At 69.5% G+C, this 12,918-nt stretch carries 13 protein-coding genes and 1 pseudogene; 12 read left to right on the top strand and 2 right to left on the bottom strand.

What is annotated here, in order from left to right; translation table 11 throughout:
- Nucleotides 1-294 precede the first annotated feature (294 nt).
- The 5 genes from ABT170_RS37920 to tpg all read left to right on the top strand — a co-directional run bounded on the left by ABT170_RS37920 (nt 295) and on the right by tpg (nt 4,224).
- Nucleotides 295-1,473, top strand: a complete 1,179-nt coding sequence (locus ABT170_RS37920) for a hypothetical protein (RefSeq protein ID WP_351875296.1) — start codon at nt 295-297, stop codon at nt 1,471-1,473.
- Complete coding sequence (locus tag ABT170_RS37915) at nt 1,470-2,864, top strand: replicative DNA helicase (protein ID WP_351875293.1); 1,395 nt, start codon at nt 1,470-1,472, stop codon at nt 2,862-2,864. Before ABT170_RS37920 ends, ABT170_RS37915 begins: the two co-directional genes overlap by 4 nt.
- A gap of 172 nt (nt 2,865-3,036) precedes the next feature.
- Nucleotides 3,037-3,324 carry a helix-turn-helix transcriptional regulator gene (locus tag ABT170_RS37910; RefSeq protein ID WP_351875290.1) on the top strand — a complete coding sequence of 96 codons (288 nt, stop codon included), beginning with the start codon at nt 3,037-3,039 and terminating at the stop codon, nt 3,322-3,324.
- Between the two features lie 17 nt (nt 3,325-3,341).
- A complete protein-coding gene (locus tag ABT170_RS37905) occupies nt 3,342-3,647 on the top strand; it encodes a hypothetical protein (RefSeq protein WP_351875287.1) in 306 nt (101 codons plus the stop codon).
- 19 nt (nt 3,648-3,666) lie between these two features.
- Nucleotides 3,667-4,224, top strand: a complete 558-nt coding sequence (gene tpg, locus ABT170_RS37900; protein ID WP_351875284.1) for a telomere-protecting terminal protein Tpg — start codon at nt 3,667-3,669, stop codon at nt 4,222-4,224.
- A 48-nt stretch (nt 4,225-4,272) separates the two neighbouring features.
- Here the strand turns inward: tpg and ABT170_RS37895 are convergent, their stop codons facing one another.
- Nucleotides 4,273-5,349 (bottom strand): hypothetical protein, encoded by a 1,077-nt coding sequence (locus ABT170_RS37895; RefSeq protein WP_351875281.1) that lies wholly within the window; start codon nt 5,347-5,349, stop codon nt 4,273-4,275.
- A gap of 194 nt (nt 5,350-5,543) precedes the next feature.
- On the opposite strand from ABT170_RS37895, the gene ABT170_RS37890 reads away from it, so the two are divergent.
- The 5 genes from ABT170_RS37890 to ABT170_RS37870 all read left to right on the top strand — a co-directional run bounded on the left by ABT170_RS37890 (nt 5,544) and on the right by ABT170_RS37870 (nt 9,659).
- A complete protein-coding gene (locus tag ABT170_RS37890; RefSeq protein WP_351875278.1) occupies nt 5,544-5,792 on the top strand; it encodes a hypothetical protein in 249 nt (82 codons plus the stop codon).
- Nucleotides 5,789-6,166 carry a toxin Doc gene (locus ABT170_RS37885; RefSeq protein WP_351875421.1) on the top strand — a complete coding sequence of 126 codons (378 nt, stop codon included), beginning with the start codon at nt 5,789-5,791 and terminating at the stop codon, nt 6,164-6,166. Before ABT170_RS37890 ends, ABT170_RS37885 begins: the two co-directional genes overlap by 4 nt.
- Nucleotides 6,167-6,246: 80 nt before the next feature.
- Nucleotides 6,247-8,010, top strand: a complete 1,764-nt coding sequence (locus ABT170_RS37880) for a hypothetical protein (protein WP_351875275.1) — start codon at nt 6,247-6,249, stop codon at nt 8,008-8,010.
- A gap of 132 nt (nt 8,011-8,142) precedes the next feature.
- Nucleotides 8,143-8,496 carry an effector-associated constant component EACC1 gene (locus tag ABT170_RS37875; RefSeq protein ID WP_351875272.1) on the top strand — a complete coding sequence of 118 codons (354 nt, stop codon included), beginning with the start codon at nt 8,143-8,145 and terminating at the stop codon, nt 8,494-8,496.
- Nucleotides 8,493-9,659, top strand: a complete 1,167-nt coding sequence (locus ABT170_RS37870; RefSeq protein WP_351875269.1) for a caspase family protein — start codon at nt 8,493-8,495, stop codon at nt 9,657-9,659. The genes ABT170_RS37875 and ABT170_RS37870 overlap by 4 nt, the downstream gene beginning before the upstream one ends.
- On the opposite strand, the gene ABT170_RS37865 is transcribed toward ABT170_RS37870, so the two are convergent.
- Entirely contained in the window at nt 9,653-9,874 is a 222-nt protein-coding gene (locus ABT170_RS37865) for a hypothetical protein (protein WP_351875266.1), read from the bottom strand. The genes ABT170_RS37870 and ABT170_RS37865 overlap by 7 nt on opposite strands.
- A gap of 358 nt (nt 9,875-10,232) precedes the next feature.
- Here ABT170_RS37865 and ABT170_RS37860 point away from each other — a divergent pair, with 358 nt between their 5' ends.
- Together ABT170_RS37860 and ABT170_RS37850 are read left to right on the top strand one after the other, a co-directional pair.
- On the top strand, nt 10,233-12,341 hold the full coding sequence (locus ABT170_RS37860) for a pentapeptide repeat-containing protein (protein WP_351875263.1): 2,109 nt from the start codon (nt 10,233-10,235) through the stop codon (nt 12,339-12,341).
- Between the two features lie 278 nt (nt 12,342-12,619).
- Nucleotides 12,620-12,918 (top strand): annotated as a pseudogene (locus tag ABT170_RS37850) (hypothetical protein); the annotation flags it as partial.

Below are 12,918 nucleotides of genomic sequence, written 5' to 3'. Positions count from 1 at the left end.
AATCGACTCGCTCGCCAGTGAAGCTCCGAGTCGTGTCCGGTGAGGTGACCTCGCCGGGGTGATGCGTGGACCTCTCGGTCCGCGTGGTCACCTCTACCCAGAATAAGCGCCTCGTCTTGCGAAACGCCACCATACGAGGCTGCTGTCAGGTCACACCTGCTGGTCACGGCTCCCCTACAGGGGAGATACACCCGTTATGTGCCGCCCGCCCTACCCCCGCCGCCGCCAGCCCTCGGCCGCGGTCCGCGATGTCTTCCTCGGCCACGTCGCGCTGTTCACGCACGGCGGTGAACTGTGACCGCGCAGCAGATCAATGAGCAGGGCCCCATCACCTACCGGGGTCCGGTGGCGGGTGTCCAGGTACACGCGCACATGGAGTTCGGCCCCTACGCCCTGGTGGTTCCGCTGGACACCAAGGTCGTCATCCAGCTGATGTTCATGCTGGCCGAGCAGACCCGCCAGGGCCCCGACGCGGGACCGCTGCGCGTGACGCCGCTGACCGTTCTGGAGCGGCTGCGTGAGCTGGGCGTGGTCTCGGGCAACGGCTCCCGGCTGATTGGCCGCGACGCGGTCTACGAGTCGTTCGTCCGCCTCCAGGAGAAGGGCTACATCCGCCGGATCGACGAGCGGGGAGCGAACGGCCGGCGGACCCGGATCGCCTACGAGTTCTACGACTGGCCGTCCTGGAACCCTGACGCCCCAAAGCACCCGGACACCACTGGTTCCACAGCATTTCCGCAGGTCAGCACCACTTCCGGCATTGCCGGATCTGGCAATGCCGGAAGTGACATCGCCCAAAAGGGCGCAAATAATCGATCTGTGCAGGTCAACGCCACTTCCGGCATTGCCGGATCCGGCATTGCCGGATCCGGCAATGCCGACTCGACGTTTCCGCAGGTCAGCACCACTTCCGGCAATGCCGGATCCCCCCCACACCCCCCGGAGGAGGAGGATTCCTCCTCCCCCTACCCCCTCACCCGCACCTCGGGGTCGCTGCCGTCACAGCAGACGCAGCAGCAGGAGCGGGCGGCTGAGTTCTCCGCCGACGAGCTGGCGGCTGCGGGGGACTTCCTCCAGCGGATGCGGCGGTGGCAGGCCGGTGGGTCGACGGCGCGGAAGTGCGCGCCGCGGCTGCTGCGCGCGATGCGGAAGCAGGGCTGGCCGTCGCTGACGTCCCTGGACGACGCCCAGCGCGAGGTGCTGGAGGCCGAGATCTTCAAGAACACCGGTGGCGCCACCTCGTGGGTGAAGTGCCTGCCGGGCTGGGTCGATGACCTGTGCCTCTACCGCGCTCCGGCCCCGGCCGCCACGGCGGCGGGTGCGGGTTCCGCGCCGCAGGACCTGGCCGCGCTGCGGGAGGCCTGCACCGACTGCGACCTGTACGGCTGGGTCCTGGACGACGACGACGATGACCTCCGGCGCTGCGCCCACCCGGGCCTCACGGCCGGCACGACCGAGGAGCAGCAGCGATGAGCGTGTTCGACGAGACGGCGACGGTGTTGGAGATTCCGGGTCAGCAGGCGCTGGAGTCGCCGGAGGCGGCGGCCGGGAGGGTCGGGGCGATGGTCCTCGGCGCGTGTCTGATGGCGACGCCCGCGTTCGACCCGGTGCCCATCGCCGCGCGGATCCTGGACGACCCCCGGGACTGGTACCGGCCGCACCACGAGACGGTCTGGCGGGCGGTTCTGGCCCTGCACGGCCGGGGCAAGCCGACCGGCCTGCCGATGGTCGAGGCCGAGCTGCGGCGCGGTGGTGACCTGGAGCGGATCGGTGGGTTCGTGGAGCTGTCGCAGATCGCCGCGCAGGCGTGCACCGGGGTCGAGGTGGAGCACTACGCCGAGATCGTCCACGGGTACGCCCGGCTGCGCCGCTACCAGGAGACCCTGCTGCGCGGGATGCAGACGGCGCGTCAGAGCGATCCGGTGGGTGTGGCCGACGCGATCGCGGCGCACCAGGCGGAGCTGGAGCATCTGGCCGCTGACCAGTCCGCGGACGACGGGCTGTTCGGCCGGTTCGGCGAGGGGCTCCAGGAGCACCTGGACGAGTTGGAGACCACGATCGAGGCTGCGGCGGTCACCGGGCTGAGGGATCTGGACGCGGTGCTCAAGATCCGGCCGGGGAACATCATCTTGGTGGCGGGGCGTCCGGCCATGGGCAAGAGTGCGATGACGCTCGGTGTCGCGCTCGCCAACGCGTCCTCGGGCCGGCCGACGCTGGTGCACAGCCTGGAGATGGGCCGCAGCGAGGTCACCAACCGGGTGCTGTCCAGCAAGTCGCGCGTGGCCCTGCATCACCTGATGGAGGGCGGGCCCGCCGTCACCGAGGACGACTGGACCCGCATGGCCCGGCGCCTGCCCGACCTCGAAGCGCTGCCCCTGTGGATGGACTACACGCCCCGGGTCAGCCCCGGACTGGTCCGAACCCGGATCAAGTCCCTGATCCGGCAGACCGGCCGGGCCCCGCTGGTGATCATCGACTACATCCAGCTGATGCAGACCGACCAGCGCAACTCCCGGCAGACCGCGTACGACCGCGTCAGCGAGGTCAGCCGCGAACTCAAGATCATTGCCGAGGACACCGGCGCGGTCATCATCTGCTGCGCACAGCTCAACCGCGGTTCGGAGCACCGGGAGGGCAAGGTTCCGCAGACCTCGGACCTGCGTGACTCGGGGCAGCTGGAGCAGGACGCGAGCGGCATCATCCTGCTCCACCGCGAGGACCACTACGACAAATTCTCCGAGCGGGCCGGTGAGTCCGATCTCATCCTGAGCAAGAACCGCAACGGGACGACGCGCACGGTCACCGTCGCCCATCAGTTCCACTACAGCCGTCTCCGCGACATGGGCCAACCCGAAGAGCGCTGATCACCCCTCAAGGCCCGTAATGGCGCCTCTCGCTGACGATCTCCGCCCCCGGGTCCCCCTGGTGGTCCGGGGTGGAGATCGGCGCCCAGCGGCCCATACGAACGATCTTCCGAATCGCGCCCCCCGGTGCACTCCCCCGGGTGAGTGCGCATACCTGATGCGGAGTACGCATATGCCCAGCACAGAGCAGGTGTTACGCCTCACCGTCGCCGCGCTGATGCGCCTGACCGGCGAGCGGCAGGCCGATCTCGCGGCCGGTCTCGGTGTCGGTCAGGCGCAGATCAGCCGCCGGCAGGCCGGGACCGCCCCGTGGGCGCTGGCCGACCTGGACCGCCTGTCCGCCCACTACGGGGTCCCGGTGCCCGATCTCGTCGCCGGGGTCGACCGGGCCGTCCAGTGCCTGCCCGCCCGCCGCCGCGCGCCGATGCCCGGCGCCGCCCAGCTCACCATCACCCCCTGACAGAGCAGGAGAAGCACGTGTACGACTCCGTGTACGACGACTTGGCCGAGGCTCAGACCCGGCGCCGGCAGGCCGCGGACCTGGCCCACATCGCCGCCTACTACGGGCTGGACCGCCTCGGTATCCGGGTGGCGATCGGCGGGAGGGTCCGTCACGAAGGGCGCGAGGGCACCGTCGTGGACACCGCCGGGCAGTGGCTGGAGGTGCTTCTCGGGGAGGACGAGGTGCCGTGCGTCTGCCATGCCACCTCGGGCATGGCGTACGAGACGGCCGCCGGGTGGGTCGCCCCGGCAGGAGCGGCCCAGCTCACCATCACCCCCTGACAGGCAGGAGATCCCCCTCGTGGGCATCATCGACGACAGCCTCGACCGCGCCGCCGCGCGTACGGCGACCCGCCCGATACCCAAGTCCGCCGGGGCGCAGGTCAGGTTCCTGGCCAAGCAGCACAAGGGCTCGACCAAGGCGGTCGCGCAGCTGCTCGGCATCTCCCAGCGCACCGTGGAGCGCTACCTCAAGGACCAGATCCGCCGGCCGCGCCCGGAGCTGGCGGAGCGCCTGGCGGCCGAGGTCGGCAAGCGGTGGCAGCCGCGGGTCCGCGACCGCGCGAAGCGGCAGGCCGCGATGTCGACCGGGATCGTGATCGAGACCCGGGCCCGGTTCGGGTTCACCGCGGCCCCGGGCACCAGCGACGACGGCCGGGTCCGCCTGATCACCCAGCACCTCCCACCCATGTACGCGGCCCGGCTCTTCGACGCCCAGGCCGCCGGCGCCACCGACACGGAGCTCCAGGCCGTCATCGCCGAAGGACTCCAGGACCAGTACTTCACCGACCGAGGCCGCCGCGCCCCGGGCTTGCGGGTCGAGTTCACCGACATCGACTACGTGGAGCTGGGCTTCTGATCTGGTGCCGGAGTCCAGTTGCTGGACTCCGGCACCCCGTGCTGAGAATTACGGGTGGGCCAGCAGCCGGTTGTCGATGGTGACCACGACCGGGTCACCATCCTGGGAGAGCGCCCGGTTCAGTACCCGGGCCGTCTCGTAGTAGACCTGTGAGGCCATGGCCCAGTCTGCGGCAGCGACCAGTTCGTCCGTGCCCTCCGCGTCCTGATGGGCTTCGGTTTTCCGCTGGGTTTCCGCGACTCGGTAGAGCGACAGGAGCATGGCGACCAGGGACCGGCCGGAAAGCACTGCGGCCACCAGGCCGTTGTCGCGTTCCTCCAGTGCCGGTGTCCGGAAGTGCGGATGGTTTCCCACCTGGGCTGCCACGAATTCCCAGGTGTCGCGGTGGCACACCAGCGTTGCCGACGCGACCCTTCCAGCCCGCATGATCGCCCAGATGCGTCCCGCTGCGCTGAGGGGATAGGGCTCCTTCCCCGGCTCGTCCGAGTTCCGCGTGCTGGCCTCCAGTGCCGCGCGGGGTGAATCCTGGTCCGTCTCCTCCTGATCCTCCGTCTCTTCCTGCCTGGTCTCCGATCCGTCCCCGGGTCCGGCCTCTTGTGTCGGCTGTTCGGTCTCCGGCTCCGGGGCAGGCGGGGCGTTTTCCGCCGCCGGTTCCGCGGGAGGTACCGCAGCAGACGGGGAGTCGGCCGTTGCAGGCATGGATTCCTCCTGTGGCACCTGCCTCTGCCCCGGCAGCGGCACAGCGTCCGGTCCCGGAGTGTCGGCGACCGCCAGCGCCTGGTGCATGACAGCCGGACCGCCGGCCGCGACCGGTACCCCGGCGCGCAGCAGTGACAGCACTTCGTCCATGTCCCGGCGCAGGTCCGCCAGTCCGTGGTGCAGCCGCTCGACGTCCCGCCGCAGGTCGACGACCGCGGTAACGGCCTCGCTCGCGCGTTTGCCCGCGTTGTAGGCGCTGGTCCGCGTCTCGTGCTGGGAGGACTTGAGGTTCGCGAGGTCCGTCTCGCGCAGTTCGGTGATCGCACCGGCCGCCGCCCGCAGTTCCCGGTCCACCTCGCCCACACCGTCGGTCAGGCCGCTGACCGCTGTTTTGATCTCGTTCTTCGTGTCGATGAGGATCGTCACGAGGTCGTCCCTGCGCGGCAAAACAGCTCCCGGTATTCCGTAGTCAGACAAGTACATTGGGTAGTCTGACCGGGTGAAGGCCCCCTGTGTCCCAGTCGGAGAACTTGGCCGGAACCCCCGCGCCCACTGGCCGGAGGCGAACTCGGACCCACCGGAACCTGCCCGTGCTGTACAGGCTGCTGTACGGTCGGAGTATGTCGAAACCAGTGACGATCCGGGTCGATGACCGGCTGCACGCCCTGCTGAAGGAACGCGCGGAGGCCGAGGGGACCACGGTGACCGCCCTCATCAGCCGGGCCGCGCACGACGCGGTCCGCGACCCCCGCCTCGAAGGCGCAGCGGAGGTCTTCCGCGACTTCCTCGACACCCACGGCGACGCGTTCGACGCGGCGTTCCCCGACGACACACCGGCCCGCATGGACGCGGCGGGGCGGGCCGCCTGACCGTGGAGCTCTACGTCGACATCCGGTGGCTCCTGGAGCGCCAGGCCGAAGTGCTGCCCAAGCACCCCACGATCCACGACTTCTCCACCCTCGTCGCAGCCGTCGCCCGCCACCGGGTCAACACCCCCAAGGTCGGCGCCGTCGTCGACAACGCCTGGCGTGCTGCCACCCTGATGCACGCCATCATCCGCCTGCGCCCGCTCCCCGCCCGCAACGCCCTGTTCGGCACCGGGATCGCCGTCGCGTACATGAGCGCCGCGGGCGAAGGCCTCGACGCGCCGTACGGGGCGCTCATCGATCTGGCCCGCGACATCGACGCGGGACGGGCCGACGCCTACGACGCCGCGGACCGCATCCGCTCCTGGCAGATCTGATCTGCTGGCGGTTGGGACTGGTACAGGCGAATTGGGCTTTCCATAAACACTTCGGTCAGAGATGCATAGAGTGAATCACTGTGAATGATGAGATGAGCGGGGTGCTGGCCGGGCTGACTCCTGAGGTTGTGCCGGTTGTCGGTGCGGATCCCGAGCTGGTCGCGATTGGCGAACGCTACTGGGCCATGGCCGGCTTCCACCCTGAGCTGGGAACGCCCGTTTGGTGCGAGAAGGCCGCAGACATTGACACGCTCGGCTGGGGTGGCCCTCTCTATGTGACTGCTGCAGGTGGTGTGCGAGCCGTCGTGGATCACACGTGCCCTGAGTGTCAACAGCGGCTCAGCTTGACCTCACGCACCGCGCTGGCCGATCTGGCCAAGGGTGAGACGCCTGTCTGCGTGGAGTGCACGGAGTCCTTGGTTGATGCTGTGCAGACGCTCAATGACCCGAAACGCAAGGCCAAGCGTGAGGCGGCCCGTGCCCGTGTTGCTGGGCAGCAGGCGGTCGAGGCGGCTGCAGCCGCCTGGCAAAGCGCGCAGCGCGAGCTCATGGACGAGCGGTACCGCCTGACGTTCTCCGAGACGGTGCCCACAGCCTCGGTGCGCGAGATGGTGGCAGCCCTGGCGCTGCTGCGGTATGCGCCGTCGACCACACCGGTCTCCGGGGTCGGGGCCTGGCTCGACCCTTTGCACCCCGCGCGGAGCGAAACCGTCCAGCTCTTGGGCGCACTGGTACGGGGTCGTTTGATCAGGGTCCACCCCGATACTCCGGTCACTGCCATGGAGTGGAAAGTCTCCTTCCGGGACGCCCTCACCGCAGTGGGCGGGGATCCTGAAGCCGTAGACCTGAGTCCCCAGCTCACCACGCAGTTCTTCCCACTGGACAGCTGCTTCTACGCACCGTTCGCCACGAGCGCGGGGACCGGCGCCCAGCACCTGGACGCCGTACTGATCGAACGTCTGGCGCCTGAACACCTCACCTCAGGACAGCACGACGACCTGCTCTCCCTGGCCCAGGAGCTCGTCGCTGAAGAGGCCGTGCGGTACTTCACCAGCCGCCTGACAGACCTCAACCTGCCGGCGGTGACGGACAATCACGCCGAACGGCTGCGTGAAGCCGCCTACAAGGTGGCTCGGCACCGGCCGCTCGCAGAGATCTACAACCTGGCCTGGCGCTCCACTCGGTCTGCCGCAGAATCCGCACAGAAGAACCCACGCGCACCGCGCGTCAACATGAGTACACATGCGGTCAACCAGTTCGAGTCGCACGCACTGCGCGCTATCACCGAACCCACGTGGCCGGTCAAGCCCTTCGGCGAGGTACCGGGCTGCGGGCCCAGCGCGATGCTCCGCACGCTCTTCTACACGGTGCTCGACGTGCACCCGCTGGAGACGTCTCTGCCCGACATCGAAAAGGCACTGCCGGAACCAGCGCCCGAGCCACTCACACCGGCCGGCGAATCCGCACCTCCGCCACCGGCAGGGGAGGAGGCCGATGAGCTGCCGCTGTTTGTCCGGTGGCTTCACAGCTATCCCGACGACTGGAACCCGGAAACGGTGCTGGCAGTCTTGGAGGACCTGGCTCAGAGCGCTGCCGGAATGGAGTACGACGTCGAGCAGAGAGTCGCCAGGCGAGCCGTGGCCCACCTGCAACAGCTGGTTGCGTGCCTCTCGCCCGTGCTCGACAAACGGCAGGTTGCCCTTGCTGTTCTCGCAGCCACTCAACTGCTGCAGCACCCGGTCACCGGCCCCGGCCAAGGCACAACCCAGCCCATCGGGTCTATCGTTCGCCACCACCTTGTCCAAGCGATCTTTCACCCACTGGATGATTCGTCCGAGGATTGATCAGTACCGGTGCTTGAGCTCTGTCTCCCACCGATCACGGTGTTCTGCGTCTCCGGCCCTGAGCGCGGTGCTGTGGCGGACAATGGGTGCGCGTCGTCATGGTGAGGGTGCGCGAGGGATGGGGAGGTCCGGGTGCGGTTAGAGGTGCGAGTTGAGTCCGCGGGGGAGCTGCGGTCGTTGCAGGGCTGGTTGCGGTCTGACCCTGAGGTGCGCCGGTCTGCCGCGGTCGAGGTGCGGGGGAGTGCGCCGCGGCCGGGGGAGATGGGCGCGGCGCTGGATGTGCTCCAGCTGGTGACGGGGAACGGATGGAGTGCGGCGTCGTTCGTGCTGGCCCTGGTCGCGTGGCGGCAGACCCGGACGCAACAGCCTCAGCTGGAGATCCGTCGTGGGGACACGGTCATCGTCCTGAACGGCGGTTCCGATGAGGAGATCGAGCGGGTGATCCGGGCACTCGACGCCGACCGCGACGAGGGCACGAGCCGGTGAGCGTGCTGCCCGACCCGGGGGCTTCGCGGGCGGTCCTGGTGGGGACGAGCCGCTACCAGCATCTTGAGCAGCTGCCGGCCGTCTCGAACAACTTGCAAGCCCTCGCCGCACTCCTGTCGGGCCCGCTGTCGCTGCAACTGCCGGCGCAGCACGTGACCGTCGTCGAGAATCCGGACGCCGCTCACACCGTGGTGGGCGCGGTGAGACGGGCGGCCGCCGAAGCCACCGACACGTTGGTCGTCTACTTCGCCGGGCATGGGCTGATCGACACGCAGGACATGCTCAGCCTGGCCCTTCCGCACACCGAGTTCGGCCGTATCGAGACCGGCCTGCCCTACGACTGGCTGCGCCAGGTCCTTCTGCTGGACTCCCGCGCCGAGCGCCATGTCGTGATTCTGGACTGCTGTTACAGCGGTCTGGCCCTGGGGCGGATGAGCGCGTCGCCCGGCCTTGCCGACCAGGCCGCGGTGGAAGGCAGCTTCCTCCTCGCCGCCGCGGCCGAGACCCGCACCGCCCTGGCACCGGTCGGGGATACCTACACCGCCTTCACCAACGCCCTGCTCGACACGCTGCGCCACGGCATCCCCGGCGGTCCCGCCCTGCTGGACCTGGGGACCGTCTACCGGCATCTGCATCGGACGCTGGAAGCCAGGGGGCATCCCGTTCCGCAGGCCAGGGACCGCAACAGCGGTGCTCAAGTGGCGCTCGGACGCAATCACGCGAGCCTTCCCGCATTGCCCGCCGCTTCACCGGCGGCTGCGCCGCCCGGCGCGGAGACCGAGCGGCGTCCATGGCCTGATCCGTTGTCGATCCGCACCGTCACGGGGTTCCTCACCGGCCTCGCGGACGTACGCGTGATCAGCGGACTGACTCAGCAGGCGGTCAGCAGCCGCTCGGCAGGACGGATATCAGCCGCCACAGTCAGCAGCCTTCTCAACCGCACCACACTTCCCACCACCTGGCGCACAAGCGGTGCCTACCTGTCTGCCTGCGGGGTGCCCGACGATCAGATCGAGCACTGGCAGGCCATCTGGCAGCAGTTGCGTGAGAAGGGGCCGTCAGCGGAAGGAGTGAGCCCCACAGAGCCCTCGCGGAAGGGGCCCGGCAAGGCAAGGGCCTGGAAGCGGCCTCTCTCGGCCTTCCGCCGTGAGCGCCGTCACTGACCGGAGACTGCAGGAGCCGAGGCGCCTGACGGTTGGGGCTGGGGAGCGTTCCCGGAGCTGTCGGAGTCCTTCCCGAACAGGGTGTTCCATCCGGCCAGGACCAGCAGGCCGGCAACCACCACAATGCCCACGGACGGCTTCTTCCACTGGCTGGAGGCCGACGACGGCCTCACATAGTGCCCGGCCCGGTAGTACCCCTTGCGATTCTGCGCCACAGCTGCACTTCCCCCTGATCGTTGAGACCACTACTGGGCAGAGTCTTCCGGTGATCGGTTCTGCAGGTTCCGGAATGGCTGAGTACGGCTGATTCTGTACTGCCCGTGAGCGGCTCCACGGCTCGCCGACCTGCGGGTGTAAGCAGCAACAGCCCTGGCGGCTGCCCCGGTCAGTCGTCGGGGGTGATGTTGACGGCGCCGCATGACCAGCAGTCCCACCCGCCGGGCAGCTCGGACGGGTAAACGCCGGTAGGCGCTCGTGGCGCTTCTGAACGCGGTGTCGGACCGCGTGCAAGATAGCGGTCCGTACGGGAGGAGGGGGTAGCAACCATCCGCTGTGCGCGATCGTCTTTCAGGCATGTCGCACCCGAGCCCCGGCCTTTCCCTGACTCCGCCCGACTGGCCGCACTGCGGCCACGGCACCACTCCGGAGGACCCCGTCGGATGCCGCGGCATCCACGTCCCCGGCCACACCCTGTGTCTCGCCCACCTGGCCGATCCCGACCGCGACACCTATCTGGCCGGCCTGGCCCCCGGCACCGACATCGACCACCGCGGCACACCCTTCACCGAGCCCCTCCTCAATGCCCTCCTCGCACCTCTCCACGACCCCACGACCCACCACCCAATCCTCGGCGACGCCAGGTTCGAGTCGGCGACCTTCGAGGGCGACGCCAGGTTCGAGTCGGCGACCTTCGAGGGCGACGCCAGGTTCTGGTCGGCGACCTTCGAGGGCGACGCCTGGTTCAAGTCGGCGACCTTCGCGGGCGACGCCGGGTTCTGGTCGGCAACCTTCGCGGGCGACGCCAGGTTCGGGGCGGTGACCTTCGCGGGCGACGCCAGGTTCGAGTCGGTGACCTTCGCGGGCGACGCCAGGTTCGGGGCGGTGACCTTCGCGGGCGACGCCAGGTTCGGGGCGGTGACCTTCACGAGCAGGGCCAGGTTCGAGTCGGCGACCTTCGCGGGCGACGCCTGGTTCTGGTTGGTGACCTTCGAGGGCGACGCCTGGTTCGAGTCGGCGACCTTCGCGGGCGGCGCCGAGTTCAGGTCGGCGACCTTCGAGGGCGACGCCGGGTTCGGGGCGGCGATCTTCACGGGCGACGCCGGGTTCAGGTCGGTGACCTTCGAGGGCGACGCCGGGTTCGAGTCGGTGACCTTCGAGGGCGACGCCAGGTTCTGGTCGGTGACCTTCGCGGGCGACGCCTGGTTCGAGTCGGCGACCTTCACGGGCGACGCCGGGTTCGAGTCGGCGACCTTCACGGGCGACGCCAGGTTCGGGTTGGTGACCTTCGCGGGCGACGCCGGGTTCGAGTCGGTGACCTTCGCGGGCGACGCCGGGTTTAGGTTGGCGACCTTTGAGCGGGCGGCCAGCCTAGGGCCGTTGGTGTGTGCGGGACGGGTGCGGCTGTCGGGGGCGGTGTTCGGCGGTCCGGTGACCCTCCTGCTCGCCGTCCGCCGGCTGGAGTGCCGGCGGACCCGTTGGTCCGCGACGGCTGAGCTGCGTCTGCGCTACGCCACCGTGGACTTCGCCCACGCGGTCTTCGAGTACCCCCTGACAATCGCTGCGGAGGCCAGCCCTCTCGTGCTCACCGACGGAGAGCCGTTGGCGGAGCAGAGTCTTGACGGCGCGCCCGATGCCAGGGTGCGGATGGCCTCGCTGCGCGGGGTGGACGCGGCCCACCTGGTCCTCGCCGACGTCGACCTGTCGCGGTGCCTGTTCACCGGGACCGTGCATCTGGACCAGCTGAGGCTGGAGGGCGCCTGCCCCTTCGGCAAGGTCCCGTCCCGCACAGCCTGGCGGCGCTGGCGCCCGGTGCGGTTCACCGAGCGTCGCACCCTCGCTGAGGAACACCACTGGCGTGCGACCCAGCCGGCGGCGATCCCCGGCTGGAACATGGCAGTGTTCAGCGCCGGAAGCGTCGGACCGGCACAACTGGCACCCGTGTACCGGGCGCTGCGCAAGGCGTTCGAGGACGGCAAGAACGATCCGGGAGCGGCGGACTTCTACTACGGCGAGATGGAGATGCGCCGTCACGACCGGGCCAGTACCACCCGCGCCGAGCGCGGGCTGCTCCACGGCTACTGGCTGCTGTCCGGATACGGCTTACGCGCCTCCCGTGCCCTGGGCTGGCTCGCCACCGCCATGTTCGTGACCATCATCCTGCTCATGGGATTCGGGCTCCCCAACGAGGACCCGAAGCAGGAAGCGACCGGCACCGTGCCACCGGGCGGCGGGACGGTCACCTTCGAGATCGACAAGGACGACCCCCAGAACCCCACGGGAGACAGGTTCAGCGGCCGGCGATTCGAGAAGGCCCTGAACGTCACCCTCAACTCGGTGGTGTTCCGCTCCTCCGGCCAGGACCTGACCACCGCCGGCACCTACATCGAGATGGCCTCCCGCGTCACCGAGCCCATCCTCCTGGGCCTCGCCGTCCTCGCCGTCCGCAACCGAGTCAAACGCTGACCCACCATTTCCACGCCCCCCGTCCTACGCCGCCCGCCTCTTCGACGCCCAGTCCGCCGGCGCCACCGACGCGGAGCTCCAGGCCGTCGTCGCCGAAGGACTCCAGGACCAGCATTTCACCGACCGCGGCCGCCGCGCCCCACTGCCGGGCGGGGGCTTACCATCGCGGACCAGCGCGTGGGGAGCCTTGCGCTCGCGCTTCGGCTCTCCGGCACCAGCGCCGGGGGCGCTTGCTGTGTTCCGGGAGCGACGACGGTGGAACGGCCACCACCTGCGGTGTGCGGGGCGGCGAGGCGGGCCTACTGGGCGCCGTCGACGTAGCGTCCGACGAGGCGCTCTCCGCCAAGAAGACAGCCGAAACGGACTCCGCGAAGGCCCCCGCGAAGGGCCGGTCGGCGGAGAACCAGCAGCTTTCCTCGGCGAAAGAGGGCGCGGCGGCCTCCGGCGCCCAGGCCATGACCGCCCTGACCGCGACCCGCGCAGCCGCCGGGAAGCAGGTCGACGGCGGCAAGGGTGACACGAAGACCAAGGACGAGAAGAAGCGCGCCGAGGTCACGGCGAAGCTCCAGAAGGTCTA

It is taken from the genome of Streptomyces sp. NPDC001787 (assembly GCF_040297465.1).
Lineage (GTDB): Bacteria > Actinomycetota > Actinomycetes > Streptomycetales > Streptomycetaceae > Streptomyces.
Note: the sequence above shows the minus strand (reverse complement) of the source record. Positions and strands in the feature narration are given on the sequence as shown.

Bases quoted from the DNA above. Each gene is read 5' to 3' on its own strand.
- ABT170_RS37915 (WP_351875293.1), top strand. From the start codon at position 1,470: ATGAGCGTGTTCGACGAGACGGCGACGGTGTTGGAGATTCCGGGTCAG.
- ABT170_RS37910 (WP_351875290.1), top strand. From the start codon at position 3,037: ATGCCCAGCACAGAGCAGGTGTTACGCCTCACCGTCGCCGCGCTGATG.
- ABT170_RS37860 (WP_351875263.1), top strand. From the start codon at position 10,233: ATGTCGCACCCGAGCCCCGGCCTTTCCCTGACTCCGCCCGACTGGCCG.
- ABT170_RS37890 (WP_351875278.1), top strand. From the start codon at position 5,544: ATGTCGAAACCAGTGACGATCCGGGTCGATGACCGGCTGCACGCCCTG.